Raw genomic sequence first — 18739 nt, forward strand, 5'->3', positions numbered from 1 at the left:
TACGGCTTCGGCGAAGCGCTGGAGAGCAACGCGATCGAAGTGCACATCCACCACCTGCGGCGCAAGCTGGGTGAGTCGCTGATCAAGACAGTGCGCGGCGTCGGCTACTTCGTGCCGCAACAGGATCCGCCCGCATGACGGACCAGCCCCGCCTGCCCACGCTGGGGCGCTACCTGTGGAGCTGGGTGGTGGGCGCCTTGCTGGTGGTCTGGACCACGCTGCTGATCGTGGCCTGGTACACCGGCCACCACGAGGCCGACGAAATCACCGACGGCCAGCTGGAGGCGGTGGCGCGCCTGTGGCTCTCGGTAGAGCCCGACAAGACCTTGTCGATTCCCGAGCCGATCGCTTCCAACCGGGCTCGGGCCTATGTGCAGGACGTGGCCGTGTTGCACTGGGTGGATGGACAACTGTTCACCGACACCCACAACCTGGCTGGCAGCCTCGGATGGAGCAATCCGCCCGCGAGGGGTTTCTCCAACCGGGTGCAGACCACCGGCAACGGCGAGGTGCGCTGGCGTGTGTACGCCGCCCCGGGCCAGGGCGAACACGCGGCCGACCATGTGGCCGTGCTGATGGACATGGACCACCGGGTGGACCTCGGGCGCGACATGGCGCTCAAACTCGCACGCCCGGCCTTGCTGGTGCTGCCGCTGGTGGCCTTGCTGCTGTGGTGGGCGCTGCGACGTGGCCTGAGCCCGCTGGTGCGCCTGTCGCGCGACGTGGCTGCGCTCGACGGGCTGGGTGGCCAGCGCCTGGACACGGCGCACCGTTTCCACGAGTTCTCCAGCACCGTGCGCGCCATCAACACGTTGGTGGATTCGCTGCAGGCGCAAGCACGGCGCGAGCGCGAGTTCGCATCCGACGTGGCGCACGAACTGCGCACGCCGCTGGCGGCGATGTCCTTGCAGGCCAGCGCCGCGCAGCACGACCCTTCGCCTGAGCGCCTGGCCCAGCTGGAGGCCTCCGCGCTGCGGGCTGGCCACATCCTGTCGCAGTTGCTGGAACTCGCGCGCGCGCAGCGTGACGGCACCGGCCGCGCGGCGTGGAAGGACGTGGCGCTGGGCGAGATCGCGTCCGGGCTGATCGCATCCCACGCACAGGAGGGTTTCGAGCGCGGGCAAGAACTGTCGCTGGAGCAGCCTGACGCGTCGGTGAACCTTCACACCCAGCCGCTGCTGCTGGAGCTGGCCTTGCGCAACCTGATCGAGAACGCGCTGCGCCACACCCCGGCGGGCACGCAGGTCCTGGTGGAGGTCTGGCAGACCGCGCAGGCGGTGGGCGTGTCGGTGAGCGACGATGGCCAGCGGGCCGACGCGCCCGTGTCGAAACCGGCGCAGGCGTCCTCGGGCCTGGGTTTGGGCCTGCGCCTGGTACAGCGCATCGCCGAGCAGCTGGGTGCCACGCTGCAGCGCGACAGTGGCGAGGCGCCCATGACCACGCGCTTCACCCTGCGCTGGGAGCGCCCGCAGCCATAAGGCTCACTTAACCCGCGAACGCGAAGCTGCGGCGGTCGGCATGTGCCGGCTCCGGAAGCTTCGCCCATGTCTTCGACCCTCTCCACGGCACCGTCGCACACCGCCCGCCTTCCCGCCCCGACCTGGCGCCCCGCCACCGCCGTCTGGCTGCTGTCGCTGTGGCTGGCCGTGGCCGGCAACCTGCCGTTGTGGCTGCGCGTGAACGGGCTGGTCAACTCGCCCATGCAGGGCCTGGCTCTGTTCGCCGGCTTTGGCGTGGTGGTGCTCGGCATCACGGCCGCCCTGCTCTCGCTGCTGGCCTGGCCGCGCGTGTTCCGCCCGGTGGCCACGGTTCTGGTGCTGGTGAGCGCCTTCAACACCCACTTCATGCTGCAGTACGGCGCCGTGATCGACCCCACCATGCTGGCCAACGTGGTGCAGACCGATGTGCGCGAGGTGCGGGACCTGATGTCCTGGGCCCTGCCACTGACCGTGCTGCTGGTCGCCGGCCTGCCGCTGTGGGTGGTCTGGCGTCGGCCGCTGGCCATGCGCAGCTGGTTGCCGCAAACCGGACGCAACGCGCTGGGCGCACTCGTCGGCTTGGTCGCGGTCGTGGCCGCCACGCTGCTCACCTACCAGGACCTGGCCTCGCTCATGCGCAACCACAAGGAGCTGCGCTACATGGTCAACCCCGTGAACACCGTGTACGCCGCCAGCCGCCTGGCGGTGGACCAGTTGCCCCGGCAGGTGCAGGCCTTGAAGCCGGTGGGCGAGGACGCCCGGCTCGGTGCCAGCTACGCGGCCCAGGCCAGACCACCGCTGTTGATGCTGGTCATTGGCGAGACCGCACGGGCGCAGAATTTCGGCCTCAACGGGTACGTGCGCAACACCACGCCGGCGCTGGCCCGTTGGCAGGCCGAGGAGGGCCTGGTCAATTTCAGCCAGGTGCAATCGTGCGGCACCAACACCAAGGTGTCCGTGCCCTGCCTGTTTTCACCGCTCACCCGCACACAAGGTGGCGACCAGATCCCCGAGCACGAGAACCTGCTCGATGTGCTCCAGCGCGCCGGTCTGGCCGTGCTGTGGCTCGACAACCAGGCCGGCTGCAAGGGCGTGTGTGCCCGCGTGCCCAACGCCAGCACGCTGGACCTGAAACTGCCCGGCCTGTGCGACAGTGGCGAGTGCCTGGATCCCGCCATGCTGGTGGGCCTGGACGAACGCATCGCCGCGCTCGACCCGGTGCGCCGCGCGCGCGGCGTGGTGCTGGTGATGCACCAGATGGGCAGCCACGGCCCAGCCTACTTCAAGCGCTCGGCCCCCGACCGCAAACCCTTCATGCCCGAGTGCACCAGCAACACGCTCTCCGACTGTCCGCCCGAAGAACTGGTGAACGGCTACGACAACTCGATCGCCGCCACCGACCATTTCCTGGACCTGTCGTTGCAGTGGTTGAAGGCCCAAGAGAAGGCCGGCGTATTCCAGACCGGGCTGATCTACCTGTCCGACCACGGCGAGTCGCTGGGTGAAAGTGGCCTGTACCTGCACGGGCTGCCCTACGCGATGGCGCCACAACAACAGACCCATGTGCCCATGGTGGCCTGGCTCTCGCCGGGCCTGCAGCAGCGCAGCGGCGTGGGTGAAAAATGCCTGCGCGCCCAGGCCGATACGCCGCTCTCGCACGACAACCTGTTTCACTCGGTGCTGGGCCTGATGGACGTGCAGACCCAGGCGCACGCCCTCTCGCTGGACATCCTCGCGCCGTGTGTGACGTCCTACGCGCAGCTCGATCCGGTCACGCCGACAGCGGCAAACTGAGGCGGGCGCTCAGCCCACCGAGCGCGCTGCGCTCCAGCGCGATGTCGCCGCCATAGAGGCGGGCCAGATCGGCCACGATGGCCAGGCCCAGACCGCTGCCCGGGGCCGACTCGTCCAGCCGCGCACCGCGCGCCAGCACCGCGCTGCGCTGCCCGGCCGAGATGCCCGGGCCGTCATCGTCCACGCTGATCACCAACTGTTCGCCATCACGGGCTGCGCCGATGTGCACCGTACTGCGCGCCCACAGACCGGCGTTGTCCAGCAGGTTGCCCAGCATCTCCTGCAGGTCCTGCTCTTCGCCGGCAAAGGCCAGGGTGTCGTCCACCGGCGCCAGCGTGAAGGCAAGATGGCGCTCGGCGTGCACGCGCTCCATCACACGCAGCAGCCCCGCGAGCACGGGGGCCACCGGCGTGCGTTGGCCGGGCAGCTGGAGCGATGCCGCCACGCGCGAACGGCTGAGGTGGGCGTCGATGTGGCGGCGCGACACCGCCACCTGCGCCTGCACCAGCGCCGGCAGATCCGCCGAACCGGTGCTGGCGGCCTGCGCCATCACCGCCAGCGGGGTCTTCAACGCGTGCGCGAGGTTGCCGGCGTGCGTGCGGGCGCGCGCCACCACCTCGGCGTTGGTCGCCAGCACCTGGTTGAAGTCGTTGATCAGGGGCTGGACCTCCGACGGAAAGTGCCCCTGCAAGCGCTGCGCGCGGCCCTCGCGAACGTCCACGAGCGACCGCTGCATGGCGCGCAGCGGCGCCAGGCCCACCAGCACCTGCGCCAGCGCCGCCAGCGCCAGCAGCGCGAGCAAGATCAGCAGCGACAGGTTGAGCACGCCGCGAAAGCGTTCGATCGCTTGCGCGGTTTCCTGCAGGTCGCCCGCCACGATCAGGCGCCATTGGGCACCCGGGGCCTCAGCCGCGCGCACCGTGCGCTCCAGCATCAGCACCGGCATGTCCTGCGGGCCCAGCCCTTCGTGAACGTGGATGCCGCCATCGGCCATCGCGTCGGCTTGCAGCGTGAGGCCGCTGTCCCACAGCGAGCGCGAGCGCAGCACGCCGCTGCGGCTCTGGCCGTCCGCACTGAGCTTGTCCAGCTGCCAGTACAGGCCTGAGAACGGCCGCTGCCAGCGCGGGTCCGAGAGCGCCTGCGAATCGATCTGCGGCTGGCCGCTGGTATCGAACACCAGCCGCGCGGTGAGTTGGTCGAGCTGCTGCGTGAGCGTGGTCTCGAACTGGCGCATCACGTGCTCGCGGAACAGGCCACCGAGCACCACGCCAGCCAGCAGCAACGCCAGCGCCAGAGCCATCAGGGTGCCCAGCAGAAGGCGCACCCGCAGCGAGCCCACCCAGCGTTTCATGGCGCTGGCACCAGCCGGTAACCCAGGCCGCGCACGGTCTCGATCAGCGCGGGCGGCAGCTTCTTGCGCAGCCGGCCCACAAACACCTCGATGGTGTTGGAGTCGCGCTCGAAGTCCTGTGCGTAGATGTGTTCGGTGAGCTCGGTGCGCGAGACCACCGCGCCCGGGCGGTGCATCAAATACTCCAGCACCTTGTATTCGTGGCTGGTCAGCGCCACGGTCTGGCCCTTCAGCGTGACGCGGCCGCTGCGCGTGTCCAGCGCCAGTTCACCGCACACCAGCAGCGGTGAGGCCAGGCCACCGGCGCGGCGGATGAGAGCGCGCAGGCGCGCCAGCAGCTCTTCCATGTGGAAGGGTTTGGTCAGGTAATCGTCGGCGCCGGCGTCGATGCCGGCCACCTTCTCGCTCCAGTTGTCGCGCGCGGTGAGGATGAGCACCGGCACCACGCGGCCCGCACTGCGCCAGCGTTTGAGCACGCTCAGGCCGTCGAGCACCGGCAGACCGAGGTCGAGCACCACCGCGTCGAAGGTTTCGGTGTCGCCGAGAAAGTGCGCGTCGCGCCCGTTGTCGGCTTCGTCCACCGCGTAGCCGGCCTCGTGCAGACCCGTGCGCAGCTGTGCGCGCAGGGTGGGGTCGTCTTCAACCAGCAGGATGCGCATGGGCCTAGTCGCGACGGTCGCGGTCTTTGCGGCGCAGCACGGTGGCGGTTTTGGCGTCGAGTTCGAGCTTCACCAGGCGCCCGTCGCTCTGCAGCAGCTTCACCTCGTAAACCAGCCGTCCGTGCTCTTCTTCGAGCTCCACGTCCAGCACCTGGCCCGGGTGCTCGCGCTCCAGCCGTTCGAGCACGCTGCGCAATGGCATCACCTGCCCGGCCTTCACGGCCTCTCGCGCCCGGTCGTGGTCTTTGTCGCTGGCGAGCGCCGGCGCAGCCAGCAGCGAACTGGCCAGCAGGCTGGTCAGCGCGATGTGGGGCAGGGAGCGGAGACGGTGTGTGTTCAAGGCGAAACGCGGTCAGTGAGAAGGCAGCGAAGCGTGAGGCGATTGTGCGGGTCGAACCTGAACGCCCGATGAACGCGCGCTTCAGGTTCCGTACAGCCGGGGTTTCGCAAGATGCCTTCACACCGAACCACTTCTGCACGCCATGAACCACACACCCCATCTTTCCCGTCTCGCAGCCCTTGCGCTGCTGGTCTTCGCCGCCGCAGCCGCCCACGCCGCCGACACCACACCGGCCGAACAGTTCGGCCGCTGGAGCGCGCAAGCCGGCGCGCCGGGGAGTGTGTCCAAAGGGCAGGCGTTCTTCAACCAGCGCCACGGCGGTGAATGGTCCTGCGCCTCGTGCCACGGCACACCGCCCACGCGCCAGGGCGAACACGCCAGCACCGCCAAGCCCATCGCCCCGCTGGCGCCGGGGTTCAACGCCAAAGCCTTCACCGATGCCGCCAAGGCTGACAAGTGGTTCCGCCGCAACTGCAAGGACGTGCTCAGCCGCGAATGCAGCGCGGCCGAGAAGGCCGACGTGATGGCCTGGTTGCTCAGCCTCAAACCTTGAAGGACATTCCATGAAATCCATCCTCGCCACCCTGGCCCTCTCGGCCATCGGTCTGACTGGCGCCCACGCCGACAGCGGCCCGATGATGCCGCGCAACGTGCCGCAGGCCTACACGCAGGAGTGCGCCGCCTGCCACACCGCCTACCCGCCCGGCATGCTGCCGGCGCGCTCGTGGCAACGCGTCATGAGCGGGCTCGACCAGCACTACGGCACCGATGCCTCGCTGGACGCCGCCACCGTGACCCAGCTCGGCCAGTGGCTGCAGACCCACGCCGGCACCTACAAGCGCGTGAACGAAGAACCTCCGCAGGACCGCATCACGCGATCCAGCTGGTTCGAACGCAAGCACCGCCACCTCGACCCCGCCGTGTGGAAACACACCAGCGTCAAGAGTGCGGCCAACTGCGCCGCCTGTCACACCGGCGCCAACCAGGGCCAATACGACGACGACAACCTGCGCTTTCCGCCGGGGCTGGACGCGCGCCTGCGCCGTGGCTGGAACGACTGAACTTCTGAAAGACGACCATGCACACCGCACCCGACTTCAACGCTTCCACCCGCCCCGAGGCCACACGCGCCCTGCCCGTGCCCACGCGGCTCGTCATCGACGCGCCCACACGCATGTTCCATTGGCTCTTCGCGCTGAGCTTTGTGGGCGCCTACATCACCGCCGACGGTGAACGCTGGCGCCTGCTGCACGTCACCCTGGGCTACACCCTGGCCGGGCTGCTCGCGTTTCGCGTGCTCTACGGCCTCTTCGGGCCGCGCCAGGCGGGCCTGGGTCAGCTCTGGCGCAAGCTCACGGGCGCACCGGCCTGGTTGCGTTCGCTCACGGCGGCGCCGGGTTGGGCGGCCATCAACTGGCGTCAGGGTCAGAACCTGCTGATGGCACTCGCCGTGTTCGCGCTGCTGGTGATGGTGGTGCCGCTCACGCTGAGCGGCTACGGCACCTGGAACGACTGGGGCGACTGGCTGGAAGACGTGCACGAGTTCTTCGGTGAAGCCTTCCTGGCGGTCGTGCTCGGCCACATCGCGCTGATCGCGGGCCTGAGTCTGCTGCGCCGCAAGAACCAGGCGATGCCCATGATCACCGGCCGCGTGGAGGGCCCAGGCCCGAGCCTGGTGAAGCACAACCGGGTCTGGCTGGCGGTGGTGTTGCTCGCTGCGGTGCTGGCATTCGGCGCCTGGCAGTGGCAGCAGTCGCCCAAAGGACTGGTGTCGGCGCAGACCTGGAATGGTCTGCTCTCGGGACAGTCGGACCACGATGATGACGATTGAGGGAGGGCCTTTCCTACAATGCGTGGGTTTGTCATCCACCCACCTGCACAGCACCATGTCCTTCATCCGCTTCTCCGATCTCTGCTCCAGTGGCCGCGTCCAGGGCCAGCGCGTCTTCATCCGGGCCGACCTCAACGTGCCGCAGGACGACTCAGGTCGCATCACCGAGGACACCCGCATCCGAGCCAGCATCCCGGCGATCCAGATGGCGCTGGACGCGGGTGCGGCCGTCATGGTCACCTCGCACCTGGGTCGCCCCACAGAAGGCGCGTTCAAGCCCGAAGACTCGCTGCAACCCGTGGCCGCGCGCTTGTCGACGCTGATGAACCGCCCGGTGCGCCTGGTGGCCGACTGGGTCGACGGCGATTTTTCAGTGGCGCCCGGTGAAGTCGTGCTGCTGGAGAATTGCCGCCTGAACGTGGGCGAGAAGAAGAACAGCCCCGAACTTGCGAAGAAGCTCGGCGCCTTGTGCGACATCTTTGTGCACGACGCTTTCGGCACTTCGCACCGCGCCGAGGGCACGACCTACGGCATCGCCGAAACCGCCCCCATCGCGTGTGCCGGCCCGCTGCTGGCCGCCGAGATGGATGCGATTGCCGCCGCGCTGCTCGCGCCCAAGCGCCCGCTGGTGGCCATCGTGGCCGGCAGCAAGGTCAGCACCAAGCTCACCATCCTGAAAAGCCTGGCGAACAACGTGGACCAGCTCATCGTGGGCGGCGGCATCGCCAACACCTTCATGCTCGCCGCGGGCCTGAAGATCGGCAAGAGCCTGGCCGAGGCCGACCTGGTGGCTGAGGCCAAAGCGGTGATCGACGCCATGAAGGCACGCGGTGCCGAGGTGCCGATCCCCACCGACGTGGTGACCGCCAAAGGCTTCAGCGCCGACGCCGTGGCCACGGTGAAAGCCGCCACCGACGTCGCCGACGACGACCTGATCCTGGACATAGGTCCTGAGACCGCGGCGAAGCTGGCCGAGCAACTGATGAAGGCCGGCACGATTGTGTGGAACGGCCCGGTCGGCGTGTTCGAGTTCGCGGCGTTCGAGAACGGCACCAAGGTCATCGCCGAGGCCATTGCCAGGAGCAGCGCCTTCAGCATCGCGGGCGGTGGTGACACGCTGGCGGCCATTGCCAAGTACGGCATCGAGAACGACGTGGGCTACATCTCCACCGGCGGTGGTGCGTTCCTGGAAGTGCTGGAAGGCAAGACCTTGCCCGCTTTTGAGGTTCTCGCTCGTCGCGCGGCAAGCTGATTCAGGCCGATCCGCCGCCGGGCCGCCCCAAGGCGGATCAGCCCCCTCGGGGGGCAGCGACCCGCGCAGCGGCGGAGCGTGGGGGCATCAGGTCTCGCGCGTCGGGATGCGGGCCACCACCAACACCCCGATGAGTGCAGCGATCAGCACGATTGCCAGCACCACCGGCCGGTCGCGCAAGCCCCAGGCCGACAGGCCCACCATCACCACCATGCTCACCTGCGCCACGGTCTTGCTGCGGCGCGTGAGGTTGCGGTGCGTTTCCCAGTCGCGCACCATGGGGCCGAGCAAGCGGTGGTTCAGCAGCCAGCCGTGCAACCGGGGCGAGGCCTTGGCGTAGCAGGCGGCGGCCAGCAGGATGAAGGGCGTGGTCGGCAAGCCCGGCAGCACCACGCCGATGAGGCCGAGTGCGAGGGACACGCTGCCGGCCAGCCACAACAACCAGCGCACCACGCGCGAGCGGTGCAGGCTCATGGCGCCCACCAACCCAGCGGATGGCGCGCCAGTGCGATCGAGGCCATGAAGGCAACGCACAGCCAGGCAGCCAGCAGGCCCAGCGCACGCACCGGGGTGGACGCTGCGCTGCGCATGGTCAATATTCCCAGCGCGATGTAGACCAGCAGCAGGCCGAGCTTGAGGCCGAACCACGGCGTGTGCAGCGGGTTGAGCTGCAGCAGCCACCACAGGCCGGCGCCGGCCGTCAGCAGGGCGGTGTCGACCCCCTCGCTCGCGCGGCGCCAGGCCTTTCGCAACGGCCAGCCCTGGCCCTGCAACGCGGCGAGTGCACGCACGGAGAACAAGCCCACGCTGGTCACGACCAGGCCGAGGTGCATCTTGAGCAGCAGCGGGTAGGCCCAGGCGATGTCCGGGGTAGGCATGGAGGTTGGATGCGATCGGTCGGGTGGAGGTCACTCCCAGCATAGCCGCTCCCACCCTCGGGACGCCTCAGCAGCAGGCCGCGCGCGTGGGTTCGAACTGCGGGAACAGCTGGTTGTTTTCCAGGTGGATGTGGGCGATCAGGTCGTCGGCGAACTGGTCGATGCCGGCGTACAGCGCGCGCCAGGTGTTGCACGCGCCCTCGGGTGGGGTCGCGTCGTGCGTCAACGCCATCAGGCGGTCGAGCTGTTCGCCGTGGCTGGTGTGTTCCTCGCGCATCACGCCGATGGGGTGCACAGCCATGCCGCGCCCACCGGCCTTGAGCATGGGGAACAGGATGTTTTCTTCCTTCGCCATGTGCTCCAGCATCTCGGTTTCGATGGCCTCCAGGTGCTCTGCCAGACCCGTGGGCACATCGGGGTGCTCGCGGTGCACCGCCTCCACCCGGCGCGCCATGCGGATCAACTCGGGCAACTGCTCACGGTGCACCGCGTGGTAGCGCGTGAGGATGTGGTCGATCATCTCGGCCAGGGCTTGCGGCACCACGGGCGCGTCCGGGCGGTCCAGCCGCGCGAGCTCGGCCAGCACCGCGTCCACGTCGAGGCCCTTGTTGTCGCAGGCCTGCTGCAGGGCGATCTGGCCGCCGCAGCAGAAGTCGAGCTTGAGGCGGCGGAAGACGGCGGTGGAGCCCGGCAGTTCCACGGCAATCTGGCCAATGGGCTGGCTGGCACGCTCCAGGGTGTCGGCAGGGGCAAAAGTGGTGTTCATGGTCGATGTCCTTGAATGTTCATGTGGTATGAATATATTAAGGCATAAAATGCAGACAACATGAATATTCAGACCGTCCACACGGACATTGGTCATGAGGAGGATGCGCGATGCGATTGACCCAATGGACCGACTACAGCCTGCGCGTGCTGATGTACTGCGCCGCCAGCGAACAGCGTGAGCAGCGTGCCACCGTGGGTGAAATCGCCGAGGCCCACGGCATCTCGCGCAGCCACCTCACCAAGATCGTGATGACGCTCTCGGGCCTGGGCCTGCTGGAGACCACGCGCGGGCGCGGTGGTGGCCTGCGCCTGCTCAAGCCGGCGCACGCCATCGTGCTGGGCGAGGTGGTGCGCCAGACCGAGAGCGACTTCACCCTGGTGGAGTGCTTCGACGCCGAACACAACAGCTGCAGGCTTGACGGCCACTGCCGCCTCAAGACGGCGCTGCGCGAGGCCATGGACCGTTACCTGGAGGTGCTCGACGGCGTGACGCTGGCCGACCTGATCGCGCCGGTGCCGGGGGCACGCGGCCAAAGGGTTCACTTTTTGCCTGGCCTTCCGCGCCCGCCCGAGGTCGCAGCCCGTCGCACGCGGGTATCTGCCAGCGGCGAAAGCCGCTAACCTGCGCCCATGGTGTCCACCGCTTCGCTGTCGACCAAGCTGGTGCGCATCGGCGCCGGGTTGCTGCTCGTCGCGCTCGCGTCGATCGGCCTCACGCTGTGGGTCACCTGGCAGCTCGAAGGCGGCGCAGCGGCGGTGAACGAAGCCGGCCGCATGCGCATGCAGACCTGGCGGCTCACCAGCGTGGCGCAGGCCGGGCCCCCACCGGGGGAGGTGGCGGTGCTGGTGCAGCAGTTCGACCAGAGCCTTGAGCTGTTGCGTCGGGGCGATGCCAGCCGCCCGCTCTTCGTGCCCTGGGACGACGCGGTGGCCCGCGAATTCGCCACGGTGGAGGCGCTGTGGCAGAACCAGCGTCCGCTGTGGCTGCAGGACACGCCGCCCGAACCCGCGCAGGCGCTGGCCGCGGCCGATACCTTTGTGGAAGCCATTGACGCCCTGGTGCTCGCCATCGAGCACCAGCTCGCGGGCTTCACCGCCATCCTCAACCTGTTCCAGTTGCTCATGATGGCGCTGGCCATAGCCGGTGCGGTGGTGATGCTCTACACCGGCTACATGTACGTGATCAACCCGCTGGCCCACTTGCGCCAGGGCCTGCGCCGCCTGGAGTCGGGCGACTTCAAGGCGCGCGTGGAAGTCGAGACGCTCGACGAATTCGGCCAGGTGGCCGGGGGCTTCAACCGCATGGCGGCGACGCTGCAGTCGATGTACGCCGGGCTGGAGAGCCAGGTGGAAACCAAGACGCGCCACATCGAGGCGCAGCGGTCGCGGCTGGAGACGCTGTACGAAGTCAGCGCTTTCATGGCGCAGGCCGGCAGCATCGAAGAACTCTCGCACGGCTTTTCCCAGCGCGTTCGTGCGGTGGTGAGGGCCGACGCGGTGGCGGTGCGCTGGAGCGACGATGCCAGCCAGCGCTACCTGATGCTGGCCTCCGACTGCTTTCCGCAGGACATGATGGAAGAAGAGCGCAGCCTGCTGGCCGGGGCGTGCGCTTGCGGCAACCTGCAGCCCGATGCGCGAACCCGGGTGATTCCCATTCGCAGCCACGACGAGGTTGAGGTGCGCCACTGCGTGCGTGCTGGCTTCGAGACGTTGGTGAGTGTGCCGGTGCGCCTGCAGCAGCGCCTCATCGGCGAAATCAACCTGTTTTACCGGTCGCAGACCAGCTTGAGCGCGGGCGAAACCGAACTGCTCGACGCCCTGGCCAGCCACCTCGCCAACGCGCTGGAAAGCTTGCGCGTCGCCGCACTGGAGCGCGAGGCCGCCGTGGGCGAAGAGCGCGCATTGATTGCACGCGAACTGCACGACTCGATTGCGCAGTCGCTGGCCTTCCTCAAGATCCAGGTGCAGCTGCTGCGCAACGCGGCGAGCAAGGGTCAGGACGCGCGGGTGATGAGCACGCTGGATGAGCTCGACGAAGGCCTGCGCGAGAGCATCAACGACGTGCGCGAATTGCTGGTGCACTTTCGCACCCGCACCAACACCGACGACATCGAGCGCGCGCTGCAGGAAACACTGCAGAAGTTCCAGCATCAGACTGGCCTGCCGGCCAAGCTGCACATCGAAGGCCACGGCCTTCCGCTGCCGCCCGACGTGCAGGTGCAGGTGCTGCACGTGGTGCAGGAGTCGCTCTCCAACGTGCGCAAGCACGCAGGGGCCGGCCAGGTGCAGCTCGACGTGCACAAGGGCGCGCGCTGGCGCTTCCGTGTGCGCGACGACGGCGCTGGCTTCGACGTGTTGGACGCACCCGACGACTCCCATGTGGGTCTGAAGATCATGCGCGAGCGTGCCGCCCTCATCGGCGCGCGGGTCGACGTGAGCTCCGACCCCGGCCAGGGCACCACCGTGACCCTGACCCTGCCACCCCACCCGGTGGCGGCCAGCCCGGCCGCCGCACCCGCCACCGAACACAGCGCCCCATGACCGACACGTCTGCCCGCCCGATCCAGTTGCTCGTCGTCGACGACCATTCCCTGTTCCGCCGCGGGCTCATGGCCCTGCTCGCGCAGGACCCGCGCTTCGAGGTGACCTGCGAGGCCGGCGACGTGGGCGAAGCGCTGCGCTGTGCGGCCCGCCGGCGGCCCGATGTGATCCTGCTCGACAACCATCTGCCGGGCGTGCTGGGGGTGGACGCCATTCCTGCGCTGCGCGAGGCCGCACCGGGCAGCCGCGTGCTCATGCTCACCGTGAGCGAGAACGAGGCCGACCTGGTGGCTGCGCTCAAGGCCGGTGCCGACGGTTATTTGCTCAAGACAGTGGAGTCACACCACCTGTGCGAGGCCATCGTCAAGGTGATGGACGGCGAGTCGGTGGTCAGCCCCGAGATGACGACCAAGCTGGTGTCGGCCCTGCGTGCACAGCCGCCCGCCAACGGGGTCGCGCCCGACACGCCGGTGTCCACTGCCACGGCCACCTCCGACGCCGAGCTGGCGTCGCTCTCGGCGCGGGAACTCGAAATCCTGCATTTGATCGCACGGGGCGACAGCAACAAACACATTGCCCGCCAGCTCGACATCGCCGAGACCACGGTCAAGATCCACGTGCAGCACATCCTGCGCAAACTCCACCTCACCTCGCGTGTGCAGGCAGCGGTGTTCGCCGCCCGCCACGCCTGACCAGGACACCCCCATGGCACTGCACCACCTCGACTCCGGCGAAATCGCCAACCTCCTGAACCAGGGCGGCGACGCGCTCAGCACGCAGTCCGTGGCGCTGTTCAAGTCGGAGCAGCTCGAAGTCATCCGCCTGCGCTTGCCACTGGGCAAGGGCATGCCGATGCACCAGGTCCCGGGTGAAATCACCGTGCAATGCCTCGAAGGTGTGATCGACTTCGAAACGCCCGAGGGCGTGCAGCAACTGCAGGCCGGGCAGATGCTGTTTCTGCACGGCGGCGTGCCGCACGGCCTGCTCGCGGTGGAAGACGCCAGCGTGCTGGTCACCATCGTCCTGCCGCATTGATCCAGATCAACTGACGGCTACAAAGCGGTCGCGGTAGTTCTTCCGGACGCCCTGCGTCCTTTCCCCATCGTTCTTCAGAGCCGCCCCCGCCACCCGGGAGGCGGATAGCCACCAGCGCGCCCAGCGCCGACAGTCTTGCCATGCCCCGCGTGGAGAAAGACATCATGGCCTCTGAACTGAACAACGACAAAAAAGCGTGGTCCGTGCTGATCGTCAGCACGCTGGCCTTCACCGTGTGTTTCATGGTGTGGATGATGTTCGGCGTCATCGGCATCCCGATCAAGAAAGCGCTCGACCTCAACTCCACCCAGTTCGGCCTGCTCATGGCCACGCCGGTGCTCACCGGTTCGCTGGTGCGCGTGCCGCTGGGCATCTGGACCGACCGCTACGGCGGCCGCATCGTGATGACCATCCTCATGGCCATCACCGTGCCGGCGATCTGGCTCATGAGCTACGCCACCGCCTACTGGCACTTCCTCACCATCGGCTTGTTCGTGGGTCTGGCCGGCGGCTCGTTCTCGGTCGGTACGCCCTACGTGGCGCGCTGGTTCCCGAAAAACCGCCAGGGCATGGCCATGGGCGTGTACGGCGCGGGCAACTCGGGTGCTGCGGTCAACAAGTTTGTGGCGCCGGTGCTGCTGGTGGCGTTTGGCTGGGCCATGGTGCCGCAGGTGTACGCGGCCATCATGCTGGGCACGGTGGTGCTGTTCTGGCTCTTCACCTACAGCAACCCCGACCACCTCGTGCCGAGCAACGTGTCTTTCATGGACCAGCTCAAGTCGCTCAAGGACCCCAAGGTGCTCAAGTACTGCCAGTACTACAGCATCGTCTTCGGCGGTTACGTGGCGCTCTCGTTGTGGATGGTGCAGTACTACGTGGGCGAGTTCGGCCTGGACATCCGCGTGGCGGCGTTGCTGGCGGCCTGCTTCTCCTTGCCCGGTGGCGTGCTGCGCGCGGTGGGTGGCGTGATGTCGGACAAGTTCGGTGCACACAAGGTCACCTGGTGGGTGCTGTGGGTGAGCTGGATCTGCCTGTTCCTGCTGTCCTACCCGCAGACCGATTTCACCGTGGCCACGGTGGACGGCCCCAAGACTTTCCACATCGGCCTCAACGTCTATCTCTTCACCGCGCTGATGTTCATCCTGGGCATCGCCTGGGCCTTCGGCAAGGCCAGCGTCTTCAAGTACATCAGCGACGACTACCCGAAGAACATCGGCGCCATCAGCGGCATCGTGGGCCTGGCCGGTGGTCTGGGGGGCTTCGTGCTGCCCATCCTGTTCGGCGTGTTGATGGACCTCACCGGCATCCGGTCGAGTGCCTTCATGTTGATGTACGGCGTGGTCTGGGTCTCGCTCATCTGGATGTACTGGACCGAGGTGCGCAAGACCGAGGTCATGGGCGCCAACGCCAAGCCTTTTTCCCTTCAGAACTGACGTCTGTCAGTCACACCATGAACCCAACCAAACAAGTCGGACCGGATATCGTCGATTGGCGTCCCGAGGACGAGACCTTCTGGAACAGCACCGGCAAGCGCATCGCCTACCGCAACCTCTGGATTTCCGTGCCGGCCCTGCTGTGCGGCTTTGCTGTGTGGGGCATGTGGGGAATCATCACGGTGCAGATGCTGAACCTGGGCTTCCCGTTCGCGCCGGCCGAGCTGTTCACGCTGACCGCGATCGCCGGCATCTCGGGCGCGACCATGCGCATCCCGGCGTCCTTCCTGGTCCGGCTGGCCGGGGGTCGCAACACCATCTTCCTGACCACCACCATGCTGCTGGCGCCAGCGATCGGCACCGGCATCGCGCTGCAGCACCCCGAGTGGCCGCTGTGGGTGTTCCAGCTGCTGGCGCTGTGGTCGGGCGTGGGTGGCGGCAACTTCGCCTCAAGCATGTCCAACATCAGCACCTTCTTTCCGAAGCGGCTGCAGGGCACGGCACTCGGCCTCAACGCCGGCCTGGGCAACTTCGGCGTCACGACGATGCAAATCGTGATCCCGCTGGTGATGACGGTGGGCCTGTTCGGTGCCTTCGGTGGCGAACCCATGACGCTGGTGAAGGACAGCGGCTGGATCTTCGGCAAGATTCCCGCCGGCACGCCCACCTGGATCCAGAACGCGGGCTTCGCATGGGTGCTCTCCCTGATTCCCCTGGGCGCGCTGTGCTGGTTCGGCATGAACAACCTCAAGACCGTCTCGCCCGACGCCGGCCACCCGGTAGCGGCCTTTGCCAAGGTCACCTACCTCTACACCCTGGCCTTCGTGCCGGCCATCTTCATCCTGTACCTGTACCTGCCCGCACCCACCGGCCTGGGCCTGCTCAACATGTGGGTGGCCATTCCGCTGGACATCCTGCTGGCGCTGATGGTGATGAAGCTCGCTGCCTTCGGCCCCATGAAGGAAGGCGTGAGCAAACAGTTCGCGATCTTCCGCAACAAGCACACCTGGTCGCTCACGGCGCTCTACATCGTCACCTTCGGTTCGTTCATCGGCTTCTCGATGGTGCTGCCGCTGGCCATCACGGTGATCTTCGGCTTCCAGCACATTGCCGACGCCGCCGGGGTCATGACGCACACGCTCAAAAACCCCAACGCACCCTCGGCCCTCACCTACGCCTGGATCGGCCCCTTCGTGGGCGCGGCGGTGCGGCCGGTGGGTGGCTGGATCTCCGACAAGGTCGGCGGCTCCATCGTCACGCAGATCATTTCGGCGGTGATGGTGCTGGCCTCGACCGCGGTGGGCTACGTGATGATGCAGGCCTACGGCTCGGCCACGCCCGAGCAGTACTTCCCCGCCTTCATGGGCCTGTTCATCGTGCTGTTCGTGGCCAGCGGCATCGGCAACGGCTCGACCTTCCGCACCATCGGCGTCATCTTCGACCGCCAGCAGGCCGGCCCCGTGCTGGGCTGGACCTCGGCCGTGGCCGCCTACGGCGCCTTCATCGCGCCGGTGGTGATCGGCGCACAGATCAAGGCCGGCACACCGCAGTACGCCATGTACGGCTTCGCCATCTTCTACGCCGTCTGCCTGGTGCTGAACTGGTGGTTCTACCTTCGCAAAAACGCAGAAATCAAGAATCCCTGACCGCCGAACACTGCTGATGCCACGCCTCATTTTCCGGAGACCCTCATGAGCCATTTCCTCGACCGCCTTTCCCACTTCTCGCTGCCGCGCGAGAACTTCTCGGGCAACCACGGCCAGACCACCGGTGAAGACCGCACCTGGGAAGACGCCTACCGCAACCGCTGGGCGCACGACAAGATCGTGCGCAGCACCCACGGCGTGAACTGCACCGGTTCGTGCTCCTGGAAGATCTACGTCAAGGGCGGCATCGTGACCTGGGAAACCCAGCAGACCGACTACCCGCGCACGCGCTGGGACATGCCCAACCACGAGCCGCGCGGCTGCGCGCGCGGCGCCTCGTACAGCTGGTATCTCTACAGCGCCAACCGCGTGAAATACCCCATGGTGCGCGGGCGCCTGCTGGAGCGCTGGCGCGCCGCGTTGCACGTGGCCAAGACCCCGGTGGACGCCTGGGCCTCCATCGTCGAAAACCCCGATGCCCGGCGCGACTACCAGCAGGTGCGCGGCATGGGCGGCTTCGTGCGCAGCACCTGGGACGAGGTCAACCAGCTGATCGCCGCGGCCAACGTCTACACCATCAAGCAGCACGGGCCCGACCGCATCATCGGCTTCTCGCCCATCCCGGCCATGAGCATGGTGAGCTACGCCGCCGGCTCGCGTTACCTCTCGCTGATTGGCGGCGTGTGCATGAGCTTCTACGACTGGTACTGCGACCTGCCACCGGCCAGCCCGCAGATCTGGGGTGAACAGACCGACGTGCCCGAATCGGCCGACTGGTACAACAGCTCGTTCATCATCGCCTGGGGCTCCAACGTGCCGCAGACGCGCACACCCGACGCCCACTTCTTCACCGAGGTGCGCTACAAGGGCGCCAAGACGGTGGCGGTGACACCCGACTACTCCGAGGTCGCCAAACTCTCCGACCTCTGGCTGCACCCCAAGCAGGGCACCGACGCAGCGCTGGCCATGGCCATGGGCCATGTGGTGCTCAAGAACTTCTATTTCCCCGATGGCGGCAAGCCGCGTTCCAGCTACTTCGACGACTACGCGCGCCGCTACACCGACCTGCCGCTGCTCGTGATGTTGAAGGAGCACACGCTAGCCGACGGCAGCAAGACCCTGGTGCCCGACCGCTACCTGCGCGCCAGCGACTTCAACGGCCAGCTCGGTCAGAAGAACAACCCCGAGTGGAAGACCGTGGCCTTCGACACCGATGGCAAAGCGGTGTTGCCCAACGGCTCGATCGGTTTTCGCTGGGGCGAAGCCGGGCGCAACGACGAAGGCAAGTGGAACCTGCAGGCCAAGGAAGCCCGCAGCGACACCGACGTGAAACTCAAGCTCTCGGTCATCGAGGACGGCGAGCAGGACACCCAGGTGGTGGACGTGGCTTTCCCGTATTTCGGTGGCGACGCTTCCCCGCACTTCACGCCGAACGCGCAGAACGGCAGCATCAACCACGCCCGCGTGCCGGCCGTGCGCCTGCGCCTGGGCAAGGCCGGTGAAGAACGCCACGCCCTGGTCGCCACCGTGTTCGACCTGCAGGTCGCGCAGTACGGCATCGACCGTGGGCTGGGCAGTGGCGCGAAGGACTTCAACGACAACGCCGCCTACACGCCGGCCTGGCAGGAGAGCATCACCGGCGTGCCGCGCGACCAGGTCATCACCGTGGCGCAGCAGTTCGCCGACAACGCCGACAAGACGCACGGCAAGTCGATGGTGATCATCGGCGCGGC

The 18739-nt window shown here is 67.5% G+C and carries 20 protein-coding genes; 14 read left to right on the plus strand and 6 right to left on the minus strand.

Annotated elements, in window-relative coordinates:
* The 3 genes from Q0C59_RS11685 to Q0C59_RS11695 all read left to right on the plus strand — a co-directional run.
* On the plus strand, window positions 1–138 hold a 138-nt coding region (locus tag Q0C59_RS11685), incomplete at its 5' end, for a winged helix-turn-helix domain-containing protein (protein ID WP_291215607.1).
* Window positions 135–1478: a HAMP domain-containing sensor histidine kinase gene (locus Q0C59_RS11690; RefSeq protein WP_291215556.1), complete on the plus strand. Its 1344-nt coding sequence runs from the start codon at window positions 135–137 to the stop codon at window positions 1476–1478. The genes Q0C59_RS11685 and Q0C59_RS11690, both read left to right, overlap by 4 nt.
* Window positions 1479–1544: 66 nt before the next feature.
* On the plus strand, window positions 1545–3272 hold the full coding sequence (locus Q0C59_RS11695) for a phosphoethanolamine transferase (RefSeq protein ID WP_291215559.1): 1728 nt from the start codon (window positions 1545–1547) through the stop codon (window positions 3270–3272).
* On the opposite strand, the gene Q0C59_RS11700 is transcribed toward Q0C59_RS11695, so the two are convergent.
* From Q0C59_RS11700 to Q0C59_RS11710, 3 genes are read right to left on the minus strand one after another with little or no spacing between them, the layout of a single operon-like run.
* Window positions 3250–4623 carry a sensor histidine kinase gene (locus tag Q0C59_RS11700; RefSeq protein ID WP_291215562.1) on the minus strand — a complete coding sequence of 458 codons (1374 nt, stop codon included), beginning with the start codon at window positions 4621–4623 and terminating at the stop codon, window positions 3250–3252. The genes Q0C59_RS11695 and Q0C59_RS11700 overlap by 23 nt on opposite strands.
* Complete coding sequence (locus Q0C59_RS11705; protein ID WP_291215565.1) at window positions 4620–5282, minus strand: response regulator transcription factor; 663 nt, start codon at window positions 5280–5282, stop codon at window positions 4620–4622. The genes Q0C59_RS11700 and Q0C59_RS11705 overlap by 4 nt, the downstream gene beginning before the upstream one ends.
* A 4-nt stretch (window positions 5283–5286) precedes the next feature.
* Complete coding sequence (locus Q0C59_RS11710; protein WP_291215567.1) at window positions 5287–5622, minus strand: PepSY domain-containing protein; 336 nt, start codon at window positions 5620–5622, stop codon at window positions 5287–5289.
* A 142-nt stretch (window positions 5623–5764) separates the two neighbouring features.
* On the opposite strand from Q0C59_RS11710, the gene Q0C59_RS11715 reads away from it, so the two are divergent.
* Genes Q0C59_RS11715 through Q0C59_RS11730 form a run of 4 tightly spaced genes read left to right on the plus strand, consistent with a single transcriptional unit; the run spans window position 5765 to window position 8705 of the window.
* The gene (locus Q0C59_RS11715; protein ID WP_291215570.1) at window positions 5765–6175 is read left to right on the plus strand and encodes a DUF1924 domain-containing protein; all 411 of its coding nucleotides are present in this window, start codon (window positions 5765–5767) and stop codon (window positions 6173–6175) included.
* A gap of 10 nt (window positions 6176–6185) precedes the next feature.
* Window positions 6186–6683, plus strand: a complete 498-nt coding sequence (locus Q0C59_RS11720; protein WP_291215573.1) for a diheme cytochrome c — start codon at window positions 6186–6188, stop codon at window positions 6681–6683.
* Window positions 6684–6700: 17 nt separating this feature from the next.
* On the plus strand, window positions 6701–7453 hold the full coding sequence (locus Q0C59_RS11725; RefSeq protein ID WP_291215575.1) for a cytochrome b/b6 domain-containing protein: 753 nt from the start codon (window positions 6701–6703) through the stop codon (window positions 7451–7453).
* A 55-nt stretch (window positions 7454–7508) separates the two neighbouring features.
* The gene (locus Q0C59_RS11730) at window positions 7509–8705 is read left to right on the plus strand and encodes a phosphoglycerate kinase (protein ID WP_291215578.1); all 1197 of its coding nucleotides are present in this window, start codon (window positions 7509–7511) and stop codon (window positions 8703–8705) included.
* A gap of 87 nt (window positions 8706–8792) precedes the next feature.
* Here Q0C59_RS11730 and Q0C59_RS11735 read toward each other — a convergent pair whose 3' ends face one another.
* From Q0C59_RS11735 to ytfE, 3 genes are all read right to left on the minus strand, one after another.
* Window positions 8793–9179 (minus strand): YbaN family protein, encoded by a 387-nt coding sequence (locus Q0C59_RS11735; RefSeq protein ID WP_291215580.1) that lies wholly within the window; start codon window positions 9177–9179, stop codon window positions 8793–8795.
* Complete coding sequence (locus tag Q0C59_RS11740; RefSeq protein WP_291215583.1) at window positions 9176–9583, minus strand: SirB2 family protein; 408 nt, start codon at window positions 9581–9583, stop codon at window positions 9176–9178. The genes Q0C59_RS11735 and Q0C59_RS11740 overlap by 4 nt, the downstream gene beginning before the upstream one ends.
* A gap of 67 nt (window positions 9584–9650) precedes the next feature.
* Complete coding sequence (gene ytfE / locus Q0C59_RS11745; RefSeq protein WP_291215586.1) at window positions 9651–10349, minus strand: iron-sulfur cluster repair protein YtfE; 699 nt, start codon at window positions 10347–10349, stop codon at window positions 9651–9653.
* Window positions 10350–10459: 110 nt separating this feature from the next.
* Here ytfE and Q0C59_RS11750 point away from each other — a divergent pair, with 110 nt between their 5' ends.
* From Q0C59_RS11750 to Q0C59_RS11780, 7 genes are all read left to right on the plus strand, one after another.
* The gene (locus Q0C59_RS11750) at window positions 10460–10972 is read left to right on the plus strand and encodes an Rrf2 family transcriptional regulator (RefSeq protein ID WP_291215588.1); all 513 of its coding nucleotides are present in this window, start codon (window positions 10460–10462) and stop codon (window positions 10970–10972) included.
* Between the two features lie 9 nt (window positions 10973–10981).
* The gene (locus Q0C59_RS11755) at window positions 10982–12892 is read left to right on the plus strand and encodes a type IV pili methyl-accepting chemotaxis transducer N-terminal domain-containing protein (RefSeq protein WP_291215590.1); all 1911 of its coding nucleotides are present in this window, start codon (window positions 10982–10984) and stop codon (window positions 12890–12892) included.
* Window positions 12889–13584 (plus strand): response regulator, encoded by a 696-nt coding sequence (locus tag Q0C59_RS11760; RefSeq protein WP_291215593.1) that lies wholly within the window; start codon window positions 12889–12891, stop codon window positions 13582–13584. Before Q0C59_RS11755 ends, Q0C59_RS11760 begins: the two co-directional genes overlap by 4 nt.
* A 13-nt stretch (window positions 13585–13597) precedes the next feature.
* Window positions 13598–13927: a hypothetical protein gene (locus tag Q0C59_RS11765; RefSeq protein WP_291215596.1), complete on the plus strand. Its 330-nt coding sequence runs from the start codon at window positions 13598–13600 to the stop codon at window positions 13925–13927.
* A gap of 164 nt (window positions 13928–14091) precedes the next feature.
* Window positions 14092–15360, plus strand: coding sequence for a nitrate/nitrite transporter (locus Q0C59_RS11770; RefSeq protein ID WP_291215599.1), 1269 nt, complete (start codon window positions 14092–14094; stop codon window positions 15358–15360).
* Window positions 15361–15377: 17 nt separating this feature from the next.
* Entirely contained in the window at window positions 15378–17006 is a 1629-nt protein-coding gene (locus tag Q0C59_RS11775; protein ID WP_291215601.1) for an MFS transporter, read from the plus strand.
* Window positions 17007–17051: 45 nt separating this feature from the next.
* Window positions 17052–18739 (plus strand): molybdopterin-dependent oxidoreductase (locus tag Q0C59_RS11780; RefSeq protein WP_291215604.1); only part of this gene is annotated, 1688 nt, incomplete at its 3' end.

Source organism: Hydrogenophaga sp. (assembly GCF_022844385.1).
Lineage (GTDB): Bacteria > Pseudomonadota > Gammaproteobacteria > Burkholderiales > Burkholderiaceae_C > Hydrogenophaga.